Annotated in this window: 18 protein-coding genes; 4 read left to right on the top strand and 14 right to left on the bottom strand. The window is 41.1% G+C overall.

The genetic code is table 11. From position 1 onward, the window contains the following. Positions 1–61: 61 nt before the first annotated feature. From PESP_RS02970 to PESP_RS02960, 3 genes are read right to left on the bottom strand one after another with little or no spacing between them, the layout of a single operon-like run. Positions 62–1,120, bottom strand: a complete 1,059-nt coding sequence (locus tag PESP_RS02970) for a succinylglutamate desuccinylase/aspartoacylase family protein (RefSeq protein WP_089346707.1) — start codon at positions 1,118–1,120, stop codon at positions 62–64. Beyond that, the gene (rimK, locus tag PESP_RS02965) at positions 1,107–2,012 is read right to left on the bottom strand and encodes a 30S ribosomal protein S6--L-glutamate ligase (protein ID WP_058549486.1); all 906 of its coding nucleotides are present in this window, start codon (positions 2,010–2,012) and stop codon (positions 1,107–1,109) included. Before rimK ends, PESP_RS02970 begins: the two co-directional genes overlap by 14 nt. A 10-nt stretch (positions 2,013–2,022) precedes the next feature. Beyond that, positions 2,023–2,451, bottom strand: coding sequence for an ATP-dependent zinc protease family protein (locus PESP_RS02960; RefSeq protein ID WP_089346706.1), 429 nt, complete (start codon positions 2,449–2,451; stop codon positions 2,023–2,025). A gap of 287 nt (positions 2,452–2,738) precedes the next feature. Here PESP_RS02960 and PESP_RS02955 point away from each other — a divergent pair, with 287 nt between their 5' ends. Further along, positions 2,739–3,710, top strand: coding sequence for a zinc transporter ZntB (locus PESP_RS02955; protein ID WP_089346705.1), 972 nt, complete (start codon positions 2,739–2,741; stop codon positions 3,708–3,710). A gap of 55 nt (positions 3,711–3,765) precedes the next feature. Here the strand turns inward: PESP_RS02955 and PESP_RS02950 are convergent, their stop codons facing one another. The 10 genes from PESP_RS02950 to PESP_RS02905 all read right to left on the bottom strand — a co-directional run bounded on the left by PESP_RS02950 (position 3,766) and on the right by PESP_RS02905 (position 14,595). Then, positions 3,766–4,944 (bottom strand): polysaccharide lyase family 7 protein, encoded by a 1,179-nt coding sequence (locus PESP_RS02950; protein WP_089346704.1) that lies wholly within the window; start codon positions 4,942–4,944, stop codon positions 3,766–3,768. A gap of 652 nt (positions 4,945–5,596) precedes the next feature. After that, positions 5,597–5,932, bottom strand: a complete 336-nt coding sequence (gene rraB, locus PESP_RS02945) for a ribonuclease E inhibitor RraB (protein ID WP_004587970.1) — start codon at positions 5,930–5,932, stop codon at positions 5,597–5,599. Continuing rightward, positions 5,932–6,645, bottom strand: coding sequence for a 1-acylglycerol-3-phosphate O-acyltransferase (locus PESP_RS02940; protein ID WP_089346703.1), 714 nt, complete (start codon positions 6,643–6,645; stop codon positions 5,932–5,934). The genes rraB and PESP_RS02940 overlap by 1 nt, the downstream gene beginning before the upstream one ends. A 167-nt stretch (positions 6,646–6,812) precedes the next feature. Further along, positions 6,813–9,107, bottom strand: a complete 2,295-nt coding sequence (gene parC, locus PESP_RS02935) for a DNA topoisomerase IV subunit A (RefSeq protein ID WP_089346702.1) — start codon at positions 9,105–9,107, stop codon at positions 6,813–6,815. Positions 9,108–9,117: 10 nt separating this feature from the next. Continuing rightward, positions 9,118–10,212, bottom strand: a complete 1,095-nt coding sequence (locus PESP_RS02930; RefSeq protein WP_089346701.1) for a PQQ-dependent sugar dehydrogenase — start codon at positions 10,210–10,212, stop codon at positions 9,118–9,120. 30 nt (positions 10,213–10,242) lie between these two features. After that, complete coding sequence (gene parE / locus PESP_RS02925; protein WP_089346700.1) at positions 10,243–12,132, bottom strand: DNA topoisomerase IV subunit B; 1,890 nt, start codon at positions 12,130–12,132, stop codon at positions 10,243–10,245. 25 nt (positions 12,133–12,157) lie between these two features. Next, on the bottom strand, positions 12,158–12,727 hold the full coding sequence (locus tag PESP_RS02920) for a YqiA/YcfP family alpha/beta fold hydrolase (protein ID WP_089346699.1): 570 nt from the start codon (positions 12,725–12,727) through the stop codon (positions 12,158–12,160). After that, entirely contained in the window at positions 12,712–13,497 is a 786-nt protein-coding gene (locus tag PESP_RS02915; RefSeq protein ID WP_089346698.1) for a metallophosphoesterase, read from the bottom strand. The genes PESP_RS02920 and PESP_RS02915 overlap by 16 nt, the downstream gene beginning before the upstream one ends. Further along, on the bottom strand, positions 13,484–13,942 hold the full coding sequence (locus tag PESP_RS02910) for a DUF1249 domain-containing protein (protein WP_089346697.1): 459 nt from the start codon (positions 13,940–13,942) through the stop codon (positions 13,484–13,486). The genes PESP_RS02915 and PESP_RS02910 overlap by 14 nt, the downstream gene beginning before the upstream one ends. Before the next feature lie 26 nt (positions 13,943–13,968). Next, on the bottom strand, positions 13,969–14,595 hold the full coding sequence (locus PESP_RS02905; RefSeq protein ID WP_089346696.1) for an NUDIX domain-containing protein: 627 nt from the start codon (positions 14,593–14,595) through the stop codon (positions 13,969–13,971). 150 nt (positions 14,596–14,745) lie between these two features. Between PESP_RS02905 and tolC the strand changes: the two genes are divergently transcribed. From tolC to PESP_RS02890, 3 genes are all read left to right on the top strand, one after another. After that, entirely contained in the window at positions 14,746–16,104 is a 1,359-nt protein-coding gene (tolC, locus tag PESP_RS02900) for an outer membrane channel protein TolC (protein WP_089346695.1), read from the top strand. A gap of 96 nt (positions 16,105–16,200) precedes the next feature. Further along, a complete protein-coding gene (gene lpxL, locus PESP_RS02895) occupies positions 16,201–17,130 on the top strand; it encodes an LpxL/LpxP family Kdo(2)-lipid IV(A) lauroyl/palmitoleoyl acyltransferase (protein WP_089346694.1) in 930 nt (309 codons plus the stop codon). 38 nt (positions 17,131–17,168) lie between these two features. Further along, entirely contained in the window at positions 17,169–17,741 is a 573-nt protein-coding gene (locus PESP_RS02890; protein WP_089346693.1) for a toxin co-regulated pilus biosynthesis Q family protein, read from the top strand. Positions 17,742–17,822: 81 nt separating this feature from the next. Here the strand turns inward: PESP_RS02890 and glnE are convergent, their stop codons facing one another. Next, a complete protein-coding gene (gene glnE, locus PESP_RS02885) occupies positions 17,823–20,621 on the bottom strand; it encodes a bifunctional [glutamate--ammonia ligase]-adenylyl-L-tyrosine phosphorylase/[glutamate--ammonia-ligase] adenylyltransferase (RefSeq protein WP_089346692.1) in 2,799 nt (932 codons plus the stop codon). Positions 20,622–20,640 lie beyond the last annotated feature (19 nt).

Here is a 20,640-nt window from a genome sequence, read left to right as displayed (position 1 = left end):
AAGCCGCAGTAGGTAAATTACCTACTGCGGCTTTTTAATACTTAACTAACCACAATTAAGACTAGTTATTTAGCTCAGCTGTTTTAAGCTCTTCATCTAAATCATTTATTTCGTCAATAAAATGCTCTAGTTGCTGCTCTACTAAGCTATTGTCATTTGCAAAGTAAGCGAGGTGGAATACTGCATCTCCTTCGTTTACTAATGGCATAGTTTGCTGACCAATTACAATACCGCCTTTAGGCGCTAAAAGCTCAAGCTCAGAATCCCCTAAAGGGCTACTTATATATGCCAGCACTTGGCCTTTTTCTACATGCTCACCAAGCGATACTTGTGCGCGCACAATGCCATCTACCTCAGCACGTATCCAACTTGTAGACCCTGCAATAATAGGTTCTGGTAGTTTTTTAGGACGTTTACCACGGATCATTTTTAAATGACGCATTACATAATCCACCCCCTGCACACCTGCTGCAATAGCAATAGGATCAAAGCGAAGTGCTTCACCGGCTTCGTAAGTAATAACCGGTATACCTAAGTTAGCGGCTTCACTTCTTAGCGAGCCATTACGCAGGGATGCGTTTATTACCGCTGGTGTGCCAAATGCTTTAGCCATATCCGCTGTTGCTTCATCTTCTAAATTGGCGCGTATTTGCGGTAAGTTAGTACGATGAATGGCACCGGTATGTAAATCAATAATGTGAGTACAATGTACCGCCACCTGATTAAAAAACATATGTGCCATACGCCCAGCTAGCGATCCGCGCTCAGAGCCCGGAAAACTACGGTTCATATCACGTCTATCGGGTAAATACCGCGATTTATGAATAAAGCCAAACACATTAACAATAGGCACCGCAATGATGGTTCCGCGCAGTTGGCTTGCATCTATTTTAGAGAGCAGCTGACGTACAACTTCTACACCATTTAGCTCATCACCATGAATAGCTGCACATACCATAAGTACAGGGCCTTCCATCACACCATTAACCACCTCAATAGGAATATTAAGCGGTGAATGGGTGTAGAGTTTTGCAGCCTCCAAGGCAAGTGTTTTACGCTCACCTACGCCTACGCTTTCACCTAATAAGGTAAAAGGACGGTTAATTTTAACCTTTGCCACGAGTTGCTGTTCCTTTAATAGCAGCATTTTTTTCGATGAAGTCGATTACCATGCCCGCAATATCTTTACCTGTTGCTACTTCAATACCCTCAAGGCCTGGTGAAGAGTTAACTTCCATTACCAGTGGTCCACGAGATGAGCGAAGTAAGTCAACACCCGCTACATTTAAGCCCATTGCTTTTGCTGCAGCTACAGCCGTTTTACGCTCCTCTGGTGTAATGCGTACAAGTGTAGCGCTACCACCACGGTGAAGGTTTGAACGGAACTCCCCCTCCTGAGCTTGGCGTTTCATGGCTGCTATTACTTTATCGCCTAATACAAAACAGCGAATGTCGGCACCGCCAGCTTCTTTAATATATTCTTGAACCATAATATTGGCTTTTAAGCCCATAAACGCTTCAATAACACTTTCAGCCGCTTTGCGCGTTTCGGCAAGTACCACACCAATACCTTGTGTGCCTTCAAGTAGCTTAATAACTACAGGTGCACCGCCTACCATTTCAAGTAAGTCTTTAACATCATCGGGTTTGCTTGCAAAACCGGTTACCGGCATGCCTACGCCCTTGCGTGAAAGTAACTGAAGCGAACGTAATTTATCGCGCGAACGAGAGATAGCCACCGATTCGTTAACAGGGTAAACACCCATCATTTCGAACTGACGTAAAACAGAACAGCCATAAAATGTAACTGATGCACCAATACGCGGGACAATAGCGTCAAATTCTTTTAAGTTTTCACCGCGATAGTGAATTTCTGGCTGCTCTGAGTTTATATTCATATAACAACGAAGCGCATCAATCACTTTAACTTCATGACCGCGTGCCTCTGCCGCTTCAATTAAGCGGCGAGTTGAATATAAATTTCTGTTGCGAGATAAAATACCAATTTTCATAGTTAAAACCTTAACTATCTAATAAATGAGATAAAGCCGGATCAACGACTATACGATTTTCCATGGCTGTACGCCCTAGTAACATTCTAAACTTCATTGTTGCTCTACTCGTTAAAGTGACTTCTATTGGCCAGCTGTGCTGCCCTGCATGCAATGTTGTTTCTATAAAGTACCGTAACTCTTTTTGCCCACTAGAGCTGGTTACGGCCTTAATTTTTTTAACCTTTGCTTTGCAAGTAATGCGTGTTTGCTCATCGTCTTGCAAAGGCTGGGCTATAAATTTTACCCACTTTTCACCGCCCTCTTCGTACTCTTCAATGTTAATTGCATGAATACATGAAGTGCGGGCGCCAGTATCAACTTTTGCTTTAATTTTCTCGATGCCAAGCTCGGGTAAACTTAACCACTCACGCCAACCAACTGTGATCTTTGCTGTCATAAATGTGCCCTTAATAAAAAAGTGACTTATACGCTACGGGTGAAAAAACACCAACGAAATAAATTTATCTAGTCGATGAGAAAATTAAATTGATCTTTTATGGGAACTATTCACACAATGCGCCCCTTGCTGATTACAGGCTATAGCTGCTTTATTGCACATAAATACTCTGCGTATATTTTGTAAAATAAACTTAACTTATTAAAAATAAAGGTAAGTTTGTAAGCAGCTAAGTAGATACACTATAGTTAACTGTATTAGAAATACACTATTATAAGAGTTTAAAGATGATTAATGGTTTACTACACGCATTGGTGCTTGATGAAAAAGGCGGCGCACGCGCAATTGAAAACACCCGCGATTTAAATAACTGGCAACCTAGCCAAGGTAAACTGTGGATACACATGGATTACAGCCAAACAGAGGCGGTACAGTGGTTAAAGGCGCAATCTCACTTAACCGACTTTGAGCTTGATTCGTTAATAGCTGATGAAACCCGCCCTCGTTTAACGCCCACCACCAATGGGCATATGTTGTTTTTACGTGGCGTAAATTTAAACCCTGCGCAAAGCCCTGAAGACATGGTATCTATTCGCCTATTCATTAGTGAGTCAGTGGTTATAACAACCCGAAAGCGCCGGTTGTTATCAATTCAAGATATATTAGCAGAGCTTAATGCGAATAAAGGCCCTAGTTCAATTTCAGAATTAGTGTGCTCAATTACACAAAAGCTGACATCACGTATGCAAACAGTGATTGATTCACTTGATGAAACGCTCGATGAATTTGAAGAAGAAATTGACGAACCAAGTAAAAAATTTGATAACCAAGGTTTATCGCAGCTTCGGCGCCAGACTATTGCTTTAAAGCGCTATTTAAAACCGCAAAAAGAAGCACTCACTTTAATGGTTAATAACCAATACCTGTGGCTTTTAGATGACGATAAAGCAAAGTTAAACGAAACCACAAATTTACTTATTCGTTATTTAGAAGAGCTAGATAGCGCAATAGAGCGCGCGCAAATTATTCAACAAACCATTACTAACCAAGTGTCTGAACAATTAAACCAACGCATGTATGTAATGTCGGTTGTGGCTGCATTATTTTTACCGTTAGGCTTTTTAACAGGTCTTTTAGGTGTAAACGTTGGCGGTATACCGGGTACCGAAAACCCCTATGCATTTAGTGCATTTGTTATATTTTTAATTGTACTTACAGGTGGTATTGGCGTGTATTTTAAAAACAAAAAGTGGTTGTAAATTAACGCTACTTTAATATGGCCACTCAATTGAGTGGCCATAAATTAATAACTACTTAGTTTGTTTGACGGGTATAACTCACATTGGTCATCGTTACTTTAGATTGAGTAATCCCTAAATCTTCAAAGCAATTTTTAAATGAATTAGAGTTACCTGGTTCACCACATTTATCGAGTGTATTCGGATCTTGAGATTGTAAGTAGTTACCAAACTTAAAGTAAGATTCAGAATCATCCTCTACAGGGATTCCAAACGAATTACCTAGCGCACTTACATCTACATCACCGTAATTATTTACGACTCGCAGATTAAAAGACTCACCGCTTGTAATGGTGCCTAACGCATACTTTTCTTCGTTACCGCTGGTATTACGCAAACGAACGTACACATCAAAAATACCATTACCTGCTACGCTGTCGTTAAAGCCTGACTCATCGGTATCAGAAACATACACTTTAGAAATTGTACCGGTATCGCTGGCGTGATGCTGTGAAATAATTGTTTTACCGCCATCAGACATTTCAACTTTTACCGTTGCTTCAAATACCTCATAAGACTGTGTCATAGCAACACGTAAGCTTTCTTTTACTTTATACTCATGACGCCAGCCATTCCCGTTAGGTGTAATGTGCTGCGCCTCTAAAGGTACAAATACTAACGTACTATTGTTAACTAATGGGTTTGGGTTATCCCCTTCTAAATCGAATATACTGCCACTGGCAATACTACTTGGAATATTTGAGCCACCACCTGAGTTATCAGTACCACCATCTGAGCCACCATTGTCGCTACCACTGCCTTGAACCAACGAAAAGCTATCAAAGCGAACGTCGCTAGAGCTGTTGTAGTGCTTAGCAAATACTTGTAATGAATTGGTGTTTGCTGATGTAAAAGTTTTAGTTACTTTGGTCCATGAAGAAACATCAAAGGTTTTATTTTTAAATAAACCGTTTAAATCGTTAACACCAATTTGCCCTTTTCCACGTACATAAGCGCTTAATGTATATTCAGTGTTGGGTTGAATATCCACAACTTGATAAACGCGAGCAGGGCTACCCTGAATTTTTAGCGATTTTGAACCACTGTACGCATCTGAAGATATTGCTGCGGGCTCTGTTTCATTCCACTCACTAAAGCCACTTTCAAAACCCGCATTGTTAATCGTTGCGGCATGCGATAACGCAGAACTTGCAGTAAGAGCTGTACAAATTAATAATTTTTTATGGTTAATCATTATCTTTATTCCTTTAAACCTGAATATAAAAATAACCTAACTACGTAGTTTAGTGACACTCACTAAAACTTAGATCACACCATTCAATCAGGCTTCTGATTTGTGTATGAATATTTTGGCAATAAAATAACTGGTTACAAAAACAAATATAAAACCAATAATTGGTATTACCAAAAGCTTGTGCCAGATGGCGATACAAAGGCTATATTTTTTGTTACCAATATGTCAACAAGCTAGTTAATAGCAATTAAGTATTGGTTTTACTAAATTATTTATTTCTATATGCTTATTTAAATATTAAAATCATCACGTTACTTAATAGGTACACAAAAAGAATAAAAATTAATTATTTTTAAATTTAAGAAATAAGTAGTAGCAAAATAAAAACCTCACTTACCAATAAAAACAATTAAGCTTAATAAAAAATGAACACGCTGCTTTTTTTAACTATTATTTTTATATCAAAATAAAATTGGCAATAACATAAATTTAATTGGTAATACCAATAAAGGTGGTATATAGCTTAATGTGAGGCATGCGAAAACGGTAAAACTGAGAGTAAATATTAAAAGTGACGTAACAAATGGGACTTATAGGCATAAAAAAAGCGAGCACTTTACAATGCTCGCCCTCTTAAAACTAATTGGTTAAATTACTCTTGAAAGTAAGTACCCCAACCGTCGTATTCAACGTCACACTCAACAGCAAGCGCTGCTAGTTTATCAACGTCTTCCATTATTACTTCAACGTCTAGCTCGGCTTCAACTACTATGTCAAAGCTCCAAATTTTACTGCCGTCTTCAAGCTCAAGTTCAGCAGGTTCTTCAACATCGTAGCCTAATTTAAAAGCAGCTAAAGCAGCTTGCTCTAATTTGCTAAAGTCTTCACATACAAAATGGTGCTCTACTTCGTAAAGTATTTCAGGATCAGAACCATCTTCAAGTAGTGAACTTACGATGTCTTCACTTATTTCACGCCAGTTTTCCATTATTTATCTCTCACTTGAGCATCTAATTCAGTTATTTTAGCAGCCATAATACTATGCACTTGGGCAGCCTGTTCGCGGGCGCCAACTTTTTTATCAAGTGATATAGGCGCTAACATTTCGATGTAAATTGTACCATTATCCCAGCGGTTTAGCTTAATAGTTTTATCTGTTGTGCTCATACATACCGGAACTATGGGTACATCTGCACTTAAAGCAGTATGAAATGCGCCAGTTTTAAAAGGCAGTAAACCACGACCATAGCTGCGAGTGCCTTCAGGAAAAACCCAAACAGATAAACCATTTTGTTTAATTTTTTCAGCCGCTCTTGAAATAGTCCCTGCTGCTTTAGAGCGATTTGCTCTATCTATTAATATATTTCCCGACAACCAATAAAGCTGACCAAAAAATGGGATCCACTTTAAGCTTTTTTTGCCTAAACTTACGCAGTTTTTAGGCACCATGGCTGGTACGGTAAATAAGTCATAGCTATTTTGATGATTTGATATATATACCGCAGGGCCAATATTTTCTGCATCAGGGTGGCGTTTTAATACCAGCTTTACGCCTAGCATTTTAGCCATCGACCCAAACCAACCGGCAATCACGTGCACATTATTTGGATGAAATGGCCTTACAATTGACAACAACAAACCAAACAAGCAGCTTAATAATATAAACAGCACAATAATTAAAATACGTATAACAGCTAACAAACTCTTTCTCCAAAATGTGTGTGCAATGCGCTAGTTGCTGCGCACATTTTACTATTATAACGTTATTTTATGACGAGCACGAGACAATAGCGAACAGCTGTAAGCTGAAATTTTATCCACAAATAAAAACGGCCTGCTAAGCAGGCCGTTTAGTATTTTGCTATTTTTTACTCTTCTACGCTTGCTTCATCCGTTTCGTCATCTGCAGGGGTAAACTCTACAACGGCTTCATCTACGCGCTGTAAGCCTCTTGGTAGCTTGTTACCTCTACGGCCACGTTCACCATGATAATGCTCAAGGTCGCTCGGTTTAAGTGTAAGCTTACGCTTGCCAGCATGCAGCGTAACGCTACTACCTTGCGGTACGACCGCAAGCACTTTTACAAACTCTTCACGCGCTTGTACTTTGGCACCTGGTATAGAAATAATTTTATTTCCTTTACCCTTGCCCAGTTTTGGTAAATCACGAAGTGGGAATAACAGCATGCGCCCTTCGTTAGAAATAGCCATACAGTAATCGGTGGCCACGTCGTTGACCCTAATGGGCGAAAGTAAAATGCCGCCTTTAGGTACGCTCACTAACGCTTTACCGTTTTTGTTTTTACTCACCAAATCTTTAAAGTCGGTGATAAAACCGTACCCTGCGTCAGAGGCCATAAGTAATACTTGGTTGTCTTCTCCCATTACCACATGCTCAAAATTAGCGCCTGTGGTTAGGTTAAAGCGCCCTGTCATTGGCTCGCCTTGGCTTCGTGCCGACGGCAAGCTGTGCGCGTCGGTTGCAAATGCACGCCCTGCTGAGTCTAAAAATACCGCAGGTTGATTACTCTTACCTTTAGCAGAGGCTTTGTATTCATCGCCAGCGCGATAATTTAGGCCCTCTACATCAATATCATGACCTTTACCTACACGTGCCCACCCTTTATCAGAAAGCACCACGGTTACTGACTCTGAAGGGATTAAATCTTTTTCACTTAATGCTTTGGCTTCTACGCGCTCAATAACCGGCGAGCGACGATCGTCGCCATACATCTCGGCCGCTTCTTGAATCTCTTTTTTAAGCAGCGTTGACATACGACGGTCTGAACCCAGTGTTAGCTCTAGTTTGTCACGCTCTTTGGCAAGCTCGTCTTGCTCGCCACGAATTTTAAATTCTTCAAGTTTTGCTAAATGACGAAGTTTTAACTCTAAAATAGCTTCTGCTTGCGTATCGGTTAAATCAAAGCGCTCCATTAATACTGGTTTTGGCTTATCTTCTGTGCGAATAATTTCAATCACTTCATCAATATTTAAAAAGGCAGCGAGTAGACCTTCTAAAATATGTAACCGTGCCAGCACTTTGTCTAAACGATGTTGTAAACGCCTACGTACTGTTTCGCGTCTAAAAGTGAGCCACTCGGTTAAAATACTACGTAAATCTTTTACTTGCGGGCGGCCATCTAGCCCCAGCATGTTTAAGTTTACACGGTAGTTTTTTTCAAGATCGGTGGTGGCAAACAAGTGAGCCATTAACGGCTCTGCTTTAATACGGTTTGAACGCGGTACAATAACAATACGCGTTGGGTTTTCGTGATCAGACTCATCACGTAAATCGGCTACCATAGGCAGCTTTTTAGCATTCATTTGCGCTGCTATTTGCTCGAGTACTTTTGCACCAGAACACTGATGGGGCAACGCTGTAATAACAATATCGCCGTGCTCTTCGGTATAAACCGCACGCATTTTAATTGAGCCTCGGCCAGTTTTATATATTTTATGAATATCGGCTTTGGGGGTAATTATTTCTGCATCGGTTGGGTAATCAGGCGCATGCACAAGCTCAAGTAATTCATCAAGCTCGGTTTTAGGTTTATCAAGTAATAAACAACATGCACTGGCTACTTCACGCACATTATGTGGTGGAATATCAGTTGCCATACCTACAGCTATACCGGTTACGCCATTTAGCAAAATATGCGGTAAACGTGCAGGTAAAACCAGCGGTTCGTCCATGGTGCCGTCAAAGTTTGGCGTCCAATCAACGGTACCTTGGCCTAGCTCTTTAAGTAATACTTCAGAAAACTTAGATAAACGTGCTTCGGTATAACGCATTGCAGCAAATGACTTAGGGTCATCTGCAGCACCCCAGTTACCTTGGCCATCCACCAGCGGGTATCTATACGAAAATGGCTGCGCCATCAGTACCATAGCCTCGTAACAGGCGCTGTCGCCATGCGGATGGTATTTACCAAGTACGTCACCTACCGTACGGGCCGACTTTTTATACTTAGCCGCGGCTGATAAACCCAGCTCGCTCATAGCATAAATAATGCGACGCTGAACCGGTTTTAAACCATCACCTACATGCGGTAATGCACGGTCCATAATTACGTACATAGAGTAATTTAGGTAGGCGTCTTCGGTAAAACGCCCCATTGTTTGTTGTTCAATTCCTTGCATTAGCAAGGTATCTGTATCACTCATTAAAGCTTACCTAGTTTTTCTTATAGCTTACGCGGTAGATCACGTTTGCGTAATCGTCGCTTATTAGCAGACTGCCGTCATTTAATTGTGCAAATGCAACTGGGCGTCCAAATGTTGTTTCGTTTTGCATAAAGCCGGTAATAAATGGCGTGTATTTTGTAATACGCCCTTGCTCTACATTGGCTACAGCCACTTTATAGCCTGACTTTTTAGTACGGTTCCACGAGCCATGTTCAGCTACAAATAACTGCTGCTTGTAATTTGCTGGGAACTGCTTGCCGGTATAAAAATGAATGCCTAATGGCGCAACGTGAGCACCTAATGCAATCGCTGGTGCACTGTAATCACTAATGTTTTTACCTTTACCAAACTCAGGGTCTACAATGGCACCTGCATGAACGTAAGGAAAACCAAAGTGCTCATTTTCTTTACTTACACGGTTAATTTCATCCGGTGGAATGTCATCACCCATCATGTCGCGGCCATTATCACTAAACCACAACGCTTGCGTGCTTGGGTGAAAGTCAAAACCAACAGAGTTGCGCACACCTTGTGCAATCGTTTTTATTTGTTTGGTTTCTACATCAAGTGAAAAAATACGCCCGTAACGCTCATCTTCGGCGCATATATTACACGGTACGCCAACCGGAATAATAAGTTCACCAGTTGGCGCAAAGCGTAAAAACTTCCAGCCGTGGTGACGATCTGAAGGTAGCGCGTTATACACTACATCAAATTTAGGGTCTTTTAATTGCGTGTCGATATTTTTAAAGCGAATAACGCGATGTACTTCACCTACGTATAAATCGCCGTCTTTAATGGCTAAGCCTGAAGGCATATTAAGCCCCTCTGCAATCAACATTTTTTTATCGGCTACGCCATCACTATTATGATCGATTAATGCATATACGTTACCTGCTTTACGCGAACCTGCGTACACAATGCCTTTTTTAGAAACCGCTATTTGGCGTGCGTTTTCAACATCATCTGCGAATAAGCTGACTTCAAACCCCGGCGCTACGGTGAGTTTGTCTAGTATGTCATTTGCCATTGCTGGGGCTGTAGTTAAGCCCAGCAATAATAAACTTCTTAGTATTTTATTCATTTGCCTCTCCAAGTGTTAAACACAAGACTATTATACCTGTGCTTTATTACCATGATCTTCTAGCCACTGGCGTCTGTCTGATGAGCGTTTTTTAGCAAGTAGCATATCCATCATTTCTAGGGTTTGCTCTTCTTCATCAAGTGTTAATTGCACTAAACGACGTGTATTTGGATCCATTGTGGTTTCGCGCAGCTGCAGTGGGTTCATTTCGCCCAGGCCTTTAAATCGTTGCACGTTTACTTTACCGCGTTTTTTCTCTGCTTCTATACGAGCCAAAATACCGGTTTTTTCATCTTCATCGAGGGCGTAATACACTTCTTTACCAATATCGATTCTAAATAAAGGCGGCATAGCCACATACACATGTCCGGTTTTAACCAGTTGTGGAAAGTGGCGTACAAACAAGGCACACAACAGTGTTGCAATGTGAAGTCCATCCGAGTCAGCATCGGCAAGTATACAAATTTTGTTATAACGCAGCCCCGATAAATCACTTGAGTCTGGGTCTATACCCAGCGCCACAGAAATATCATGTACTTCTTGCGAGGCTAATATTTGCCCTGATTCAACTTCCCACGTATTAAGTATTTTACCACGTAGCGGCATAATTGCCTGAAACTCACGGTCGCGCGCTTGTTTAGCCGAGCCACCTGCTGAGTCACCCTCTACTAAAAAGAGTTCTGTGCGGTCGTTATCAGCTGCACTACAATCAGTCAGCTTGCCAGGTAACGCGGGGCCTGAAGTAACACGTTTACGCACTACTTTTTTAGCTGCGCGTAAGCGGCGCTGGGCATTAGAAATACATAATTCGGCTAGCAGCTCTGCAGTATCAGTATGCTCGTTTAACCATAAGCTAAATGAGTCTTTAACTACACCCGATACAAACGCGGCGCATGAGCGCGACGAAAGCTTTTCTTTTGTTTGACCTGCAAATTGAGGGTCTTGCATTTTTACCGATAACACATAGCTACAGCGCTCCCAAATATCATCAGGAGTAAGCTTTACGCCACGTGGAAGTAAGTTTCTAAATTCACAAAATTCACGCATAGCTTCAAGTAAGCCTTGGCGTAACCCGTTAACGTGAGTACCGCCTTGCGCAGTAGGAATAAGGTTAACGTAACTTTCAGCTATTGACTCGCCGCCATCAGGCTGCCATACAACCGCCCAGTCAGCGCCTTCAATTGAGCTTGCAAATTCACCTACAAACGGGTCTTTTGGTAATACTTCAAAACCTTTTACGGCTTCAACTAAGTAATCTTTTAAGCCTGTTTCGTAGTACCATTCTTGGGTTTCTTTTGTTTGCTTATTTACAAACTTAATACGCAAGCCTGGGCATAAAACCGCTTTTGCTTTTAATAAATGGTTTAGCTTAGTAATTGAAAAGTTAGCTGAGTCAAAATAGCTGGCATCTGGCCAAAAACGCACAGTTGTACCTGTGTTACGTTTACCTACAGTGCCAATAACATTTAAATCTTCTACTTTGTCGCCGTTTTCAAAGGCCATTCTAAATTGTTGCGCATCGCGTCTTACGGTTACTTCTACACGGTGCGAAAGTGCATTTACAACCGAAATACCTACGCCGTGCAAACCACCCGAAAACTGGTAGTTTTTATTAGAAAATTTACCACCGGCATGCAGCTTGGTAAAAATCAGCTCCACCCCAGGAATACCTTCCTCTGGGTGAATATCTATTGGCATGCCGCGCCCATCGTCAACCACTTCTAACGAGTTATCTTCGTGTAAAATCACATCTATTTTAGTGGCGTGACCAGCCATGGCTTCATCGACACTGTTATCGATAACCTCTTGGCCTAAATGGTTGGGGCGTACGGTGTCGGTGTACATACCCGGACGGCGTTTTACCGGCTCTAATCCATTGAGAACCTCAATGGCTTCGGCATTATAATTTTGCTGACTCATAATTTTATCTTTATATGCGCTTAGGCTAATTTATTTTAGGTAATTTAAGAAACTCTACAATACTGTTTACGGTGCGCTCAAAGCCTACAAAACTATGATCGCCCCCAAACTCAACTAACTGTTTGCATTGTGAAAAATAATTTATTGCGTGTTGATAGTTCAACACTTCATCACCCGTTTGCTGCAATAAGTACAGTAACTCTGGTGAAGTTAATTTTGGCACATACAATGCTTTTAAAGCATTTATGTGGCTGGTATTTAACTCATAATGATAATCCTGATACGGATTATAATTGCGACCAATAAGTGGCGCTAATAAGTTAAAAGGTGCTACTGCTGGGTTTATAACCGCCGCCCGAAGATTATAACGCTGCGATAAATAAGTGGCATAAAACCCACCAAGCGAGCTTCCTAATAACGCGGTATCTGGCGTTAATAAATGCTCAAGCTGTAAAATAGCTTGTAAGGGCTCGTGGTTTAAACGTGGTACACAATAGTCAACGTCATAGTTTGCCATAAGCTCGCCAAAGCGCACAGCTTTATATGATTTTTCAGAACTATTAAAGCCATGAATATAAATTACGCGTTTAACCATACAACATCCGTTTTAACTGTTAAAGCATTGTCCTGTGTCGTTAAATCGAGCAATCGATAAGCTGGACCACAGTTTTCTTGGCGCCACTGCACACTATTTTTTGTAAATTGCACAGAGCTGGCAGGCGTTGCATAAATACTCAGCTCTCTAAAGGTTTGCGCGTACTCATTATGTACATGACCATGAAATACACCTGCTACATTGCCACTATTAACGAGCACGTTGAGTAATTGTGGGCCGTTTTCGAGCATGTGTTTATCAAGGTAGCCGTTTATAGCAAGCGGGTTATGATGGCAAAATACCAAGTGCGGTGTATCTACACTGGCTAAGCGCTGTGTAATTTCATTTATATGTTCATTACTTACCCACCCTGCAGGCGTTGGCCCTTTTGAGTTAATAAGTAATACACCCATAGCTTGTGTATGTATATGTTTAGCACTGTGTATTTGCCCGCCACTGATACGCTTGAGCATGGCTATTTCATCATGGTTGCCAGGCACCCAAAAAACGGGGCATGTTAGCTCAGAGCTATTGATCAGCTCGGCAAATAATAAGTATGAGTCAAAGGAGTGATCTTGCGTTAAGTCGCCGCCAAAAATAACCCCGTCTAATGATTGCTTTGCCATGTGCGCTAACGCTTTAGCAAAGTGCTCAGCCGTATTTACATTAAAATACTCGCCGTTTGGGTCTGCAAATAAATGGCTGTCTGTTATATGGGCAAGGCGCAATGATGATTTTGAAAAATAAACACTATCATCAAACCAAGCCATTGTTTATATCCCAATTTAATACCGCTTGTCCGTGCTCTACGCACGCAACCAACCAGTCATATAAAAACGCATTAAGCTGATACTTTTCATCTTTTTGATGCATTTTAGGATTTGGATACCCATAAGATGGCTTTATACGTTGATGGTAATCGTGGTGGATAATTTCAGCCACTTTCGCATCTTGATAAAGCCTCACGGTTAAATACAAAGGAGAAACACCTTTAACCATCCCTGTTAGCTGTTTTATAGAAATATCCAGTGTGTACTTTGCACTATCGTCAATGATAATGGCAAACTCACTACTCCCTAATTTTACTTTGCGCACACTCTTTGCAGTGCGCTCTTTAGGTAATAGCTTAGAAAGTCGTACGTAGTTATGCTCACAAAGTGTCATGTACTTTGGGAGGCTCTGAATATATCGCTGCGTTGCTAATAGTGCTGTCAAAGTACCGCCATATTAAGTAATTAAAATTATGCCCATGCGCTTGTCATGCGTTGTCGGTTTAACGCTAACCACTGCAAACAAATAACCGTGGCTGCATTGTCTATTTCACCGTTATTGAGGCGTGTAAGCGCATCATCAAGGGTTAAAACATGCGTTTTAATATCTTCGCCTTCGGTTTCAAGCCCGTATACACCACTTTGAATTTGGCTAAGGTCGGTACGCGCTAAATATAAATGTAGGCGCTCTGTTGTACCACCTGGGCTTGAAAGATACGAAAGCATAAATTCAAGTTCGCTAAGCTCAAGGCCAGCCTCTTCAAAAGCTTCTTTTTTTACTACACCTTCGTAATCGGTGCTGCCATCGGTCATGCCAGCAATACATTCTAGCAGCCAAGGCGAGTGTTTGCTGTTGATAGCGCCAATACGTATTTGCTCAATTAAAAGTACACTTTGGGTTTTTACATCGTAAGGCAGTACGGCTATTGCGTCGCCACGCTCTAAAATTTCACGCTGTATAAGCTGCGATTTTCCGCCATTAAACAGGCTATGCTCAAACTCATACATATCTACTTTAAAAAAGCCATTATACAGACTTTTAACCGCTTTTAAGCTGACATCTTCGTGGGTAAATTGAACCAAGCTTTTATCTGCCATATTATACTTCCTGTTTATCTAAACTATTAAAATGCGTTAATATATTCTGTTACATTTGAACATACTGTTTTACTAATTTCTTTTTTAGTTATTTAGCAAAACAGGTTACCATGCTTTTAGTACAAAATTTGTCTAAGGACTGAACCCCACATGAAGAAAAAGAACATCCTTGCGGCGCTGGTTAGTTTGTCATGCGCATTAGGCGCAACTACAGCAAGTGCTGAAGATTTAATGCAAGTTTTCGAAATTGCTACAGCTAACGATCCTACTGTTTTAAAAGCTAAAGCCCAAGCCGACGCACAAGCTTACGAAAATGATTTAGCTATGAGTGCATTACTGCCACAAATTGGCGTAAGCATGGGTTATGAAAAAAGCGACTCTACATCTTATCAAAGCGTAGGTAACTTAGCTGACCAAGTTAAAATAAATAGCGATACGGACCAGTTCACGCGTGGTGTAAGTTTAAGCCAAACCTTATTTGATTTAGGTGCATGGAACACGCTTGATATTGCCAAAAAACAAGCACTGCAAGCTAACGCTCAGTACGACAACGCAAAGCAAAACCTAATTGTTCGCGTAGCCGAAGGTTATTTTAACGTATTAAGTGCAATTGATAACCTTGAATTTGTGCAAGCCGAAAAACGTGCCATTGAACGCCAGTTAGAGCAAACAAAACAACGTTATGCGGTAGGCCTTACAGCCATTACCGACGTACATGAAGCACAAGCACAGTACGATAACTCAGTAGCGCAAGAAATTATTGCTAGCAATGCAGTAGAAACAGCCCGCGAGCAACTAAGAGAAATAACGGGTAAATATCACGCTAAACTTGATTTTTTAAATACAGAAACGTTTTCAACGGTTAAACCGGCTAAAGAATCTAGCGATTTTGTAAAAGTAGCTGAAAACAACAATATTAGTTTACAGGTTTCTAAAGTAACGGTCGATATTGCTAAAGACCAAATTACACTGGCTAAAGCTGGTCACTACCCAAAACTTACACTTGATGCGAGCTACGGTGACTCTTTAACCGATCAAAACATTAATGGCTTAAGCTTTAACGACCAACCACGCGCAGACTCAACATCGGTTGCAGTTAATTTAAGTGTGCCTCTGTACACAGGCGGCGCAACCGTTGCAGCAACTAAGCAAGCTCGTGCGTTTTATGTAGGTGCAAGCCAAGACTACGAAACAAACTACCGCGCGGTTACACGTACCGTTATAACCTCTTACAATCAAGTTGTATCTGATATAGCAACTTACAGAGCCTTAGAGCAAGCTGTTGTTTCTGCGCAAAGTGCACTAAAAGCAACAGAAGCGGGCTTTGAAGTGGGCACGCGTACCATTGTTGATGTACTAGTAAGCACACAAAACTTATACGACGCTAAACGTAACCTAGCCGATGTACGCTATCGTTATGTGTTATCTACTCTGCGCTTAAAGCAAGCTGCGGGTACGTTAACAAGTGCCGATTTAGTGGGTATTAACCAAGGTTTAAAACAAGCCTAACCACTTAAAAGTAACCCTTAAAGCCAGCCATTGCTGGCTTTTTGTATTTTATAACGCTTAGCGTTAAACTAGCGTTTTTATTTTAGAGAGTATTTTGTGGTCACCTCATCTCCTTTTAAAGCCTCTTTTTTAGGCCCTCGCTATTGGCTAACTTGGATTGGCGTTTTCTTTTTATATTTGATTTCGTGGTTGCCACAAAAAATTCAGCTTAGCTTAGGTAAGCTACTTGGCCGCTTAGTACACAAGTTTATGAAACGTCGCCGCCATATTGCCGAAGTAAACATAAAACTGTGTTTTCCTGATATGAGTGAGGCTGATCAGCAGCAACTTGTATTAAAAAACATGGAAAACACTGGCATTGCTATGGTTGAAACTGGCATGGCGTGGTGGTGGCCTCAATGGCGTGTAAATAAAGCCTATGGCTCAATTAAAGGGCTTGAGCACTTTGAACGTGTACAGGCACAAGGTAAAGGTGTGCTATTACTGGTACCACATATTTTGCACTTAGAAATGGCAAGTCGCATTATGGGCACTAAGTGCCAAGGCCTTGGATTTTATCGCCCACACAACAATGCTTTAATGGAATACTTTACAACCAATGGCCGCCTTCGCTCTAACGAATATTTAATTGGCCGTAAAGATGTTAAAGGCTTATTAAAGTCATTAAAAAACAAAAAGGTGTGTTATTACCTACCCGATCAAGATTACGGCCGTAACCGCTGTGAGTTTGTGCCTTTTTATGCCGTACCAGATACAGCAACCACCACAGGCACCCTTATGTTTGCTGCAAGTAAGCATTGCGAAACAATGAGCCTAATTAGCCGTCGAGATGAGCAAGGTAAATACCACCTAGAAATAGTACCTGAGCTTGAAAACTTCCCAAGCGGTGACGACAGAGCCGATGTGATTCGCGTAAACCAGCGTGTTGAGCAATCAATTAATGCAGCACCTGAGCAGTACATGTGGTTGCACCGCCGCTTTAAAACACGCCCAGATAAAAATACTCCTTCTTTTTATAAAAAGTAGTGGTATAAAAGAGTAATTAAGATAAATGAGTATGAGTTATGTGGTTTTGGATTAAGCATTTAATACTAGCTGTAGCGTTAATTTTACTGGCTATTTACGTTTTAGTCGGCACTGGCCCCTTGCTTGATATAAAAGAATCTAAAAATGCAGCCGCCGAGGGGCTCTCTCGGTTTTACTCATCAATCCGTAATCAAGTTAAGTCTAATAGAGAGCGCGACAAGTTTGTTTTGCAACTTAAAAAGCCAGAACAAACGCTTGATCGCGTTTTAGTCGAACGCGGCAGGCTCGTTGATCCTATGCCTACAAGTTGGACGGGAACAAGTGAACCTAGGCGCTTTGAAAATGGCACAACATTAAAAGATGTTCTTAATCAGTATGCTAAAAACGAAGGCATCGAATTATATTGGTACTTAAGCAAAGACTACGTAGTGAAAGATCACTTTAGAGTAGATAGCAGCTTTACCTCAGCCCTGTATCAAGTTGGCCGCGCTATCAACGACGACTTTGAATATGAGGTTTACACTTATTTATGCCATAAACAACGTGCAGCAGTAATTACCGAGTTACCTTCTGAGTTTGTGCGTAGCAATTGTTTAAAGCTCAAAACATAAAACAGTAAAGCCAACTAATTTACTAAAAGCTCAACAGCGCCTATTTACTAAAAACCCAAGCTAAGCTTGGGTTTTTAATATTTACGCCTCAAGTTCAAATATACTATGCCAACACGCCGATACACTCTCAATATCTGTTTGGTACTCTTTACGAGATACCAAGCGCCCTTGCTGATTTAAACTCAGCACATGGTAGCGCGAGCGATAATCTATATAAGCTTGAATTAACTGCTGCTTTTGCTCTTTAGTAATACAGCCAATCGCTGCGGCATCGGTAAGTATTCTGACGTTATCTGAAAACACCGTTAATTGACTAAACTGATTTGCGTATTTGAGCACTAAATATTGTGTAATAAACTCTATGTCGGTCATTGCGCCAACACCTTGCTTTAAGTCAAATTGCTCACTATTGCCTTTTGCTAAATGCGTGCGCATTTTTTCGCGCATTTTGAGTACATCTTGCTTTAAAGTTGGCTCGTCGCGCTTTGCACAGAGTATATCTTTACGAATTTGCGCAAAGCGTACTCTTAGCTCTTCTTGACCTAAAATTACACGTGCGCGTACAAGCGCTTGATGCTCCCAGGTCCATGCTTGGGTTTGCTGATAATGGTTAAAGCTCTCTAGGTTAATTGCCAACAAGCCTGAGGCACCTTCTGGGCGAAGGCGAGTGTCTAGCTCATATAAAATGCCCGACGCTGTACGGGTATTAAATAAGTGCATTAAACGCTGCGCGAGTTTTAAATAAAACTGCCTTGAGGTAATCGCTTTATCGCCATTGGTTGTGCTGTTGCCATCGTGATTATGTACAAACACAAGATCTAAATCAGAGTCGTAACCCACTTCAAAGCCGCCTGTTTTGCCATAGGCAATAACCGCAAAGCCTTTGTGTTCGTCATCTGTATTAGGCGGCATACCAAAGCGCTTAACAGTGTTATACCATGCAATATTAACCGCTTGGTCTACCACGGCTTCTGCTAACGCAGTTAAGTGATCGCTCACTTTCATAACATCAATGACACCGGTTGCATCAGCTGCAGCAATACGTAATTGATGGGTTTGTTTAAACTGCCTTAACGCTTCCATTTGCAGCTCTAAATCGTCGTGTTCTATACGTAAAAAGTACTGACGAATTTCATCTTTGTATGCGCTTAATGGGGTTGGCTTATAAAGCACGGCAGGGTCTATTAGCTCATCGAGTAAAATAGGGTAACGAGAAATATGCTCGCCTATCCACTTACTGTGGCAGCACAATAATACCAACTGTTTTAATGCACCTTGGTTTTCGTACAACAGCTCAAGGTAAGCTGTACGCGATATAATTTTATTAAGTATTTGGCATACCATGGTAAATGTTTCACCACTGGCATTAAAATCGCTTAGTTGCTTAAGCAATACAGGCATAAGTTTATCGAGAATATCACGCCCTCGGTTACCAATATTGACCTTACTTAAGCGCTGTTTAAAATCGTGTAAAGGAATTTGCCATTGCTCTTTTACGTCATTTAAAAAGCTTACATCACCATGATCCCAAGCACTTATAAATGCCCCTTCACAGGTATCAAGTGGAACGGTTTCCTCCCCTATAACCAATAAAAATTCATCATGAATTTTGGCCATTACTTGCTCTATATCGCTAAGCGTATCTGAAAAATGCTCAACGCCAAGTAAATAATTTAACCGTAATTGATTTTGCTCATCATCTGGCAAGGTTTGTGTTTGCTGATCGTCAAAAATTTGCAAATACTGCTCTACTTTGCGCAGATGTAAGTAGTTACGTTTTAATTCCTGTGCTTCTTGCTCATCTATTGCTTGGTTTAAAATAAGCTGCTCAAGGGCATATAACAACGATTGGGTTTGTAAGTTAGCTTCTCGCCCACCACGTACCATTTGTAAGGCCTGGACAATAAATTCAACCTCACGAATACCACCCGCGCCAAGCTTTATATTATTGGTTAAACGTTTACGGCGAACCTCTTGTGCTATCATTAATTTCATTTTGCGCAAAGACTCAACCACCGAAAAATCAATATAACGGCGATAAACAAAAGGCTTTAACAGCTGAATAAACTCATCCCAATACGGGTTTGGTGTGCCAATTAAGCGCCCTTTTAGCATGGCATAACGCTCCCAATCACGCCCTTGCTCTTGGTAGTAATCTTCAATAGCGTTAAAGCTCATTACTAGCGGCCCGCTTTCACCAAACGGACGAAGGCGCATATCTACTCTAAATACTTGCCCATCCCCCGTTACTAAGTTGAGCGTATTAATAAGTTTTTGCGCAACCTTAGTGTAAAAAACCTGTGCCTCAACGGGTTTACGCCCGCCTTGCGTTTTTACATTACGCGGATAAGCAAAAATTAAATCTATATCCGATGAGTAATTAAGTTCATGCCCACCAAGCTTGCCCATACCTAGCACCATTAGCGGTAAGGCTTTGCCTTGCTCATCAAGTGGCTCGCCACATGTTTTGGTAGTTTGTGCATGCGCCCACATATTAGCGCTATTAATCAGCATATCGGCTAATAAACTAATGTATTTAATGCTGTCGCTAATTGGGTTATTGCAGCATAAATCTAGATAAGCCACTTTTAACCAGTATTTTTCGCGGTACTGGCGCAAAATTTTATTACATTGGTTTTCATCTACATTTTGTAGATCAAGGCCGTCAAATGGGGCAGGAACAGCACGGCTAAACTGTTCATCGGGGTTTATTAACCACTCTTTTAAATCAGGCTGCGATTCTAAGCAGCGAAAGGCAAAGTCGCTCAGAGCACATAATTTTACAACTTCTTCTTGTGGGTTTTGCTGCGGATAAAGCTGCGCAAAGCGCCTTGAGCCAAGTTTTTGTAATTGAATAGGAAGTTGCATTTTGTTACTCATCAATCCTCTCTTTTATATA

Source organism: Pseudoalteromonas espejiana DSM 9414, assembly GCF_002221525.1.
Taxonomy (GTDB): domain Bacteria; phylum Pseudomonadota; class Gammaproteobacteria; order Enterobacterales; family Alteromonadaceae; genus Pseudoalteromonas; species Pseudoalteromonas espejiana.
This window is presented reverse-complemented; position numbering and strand designations above follow the sequence as displayed.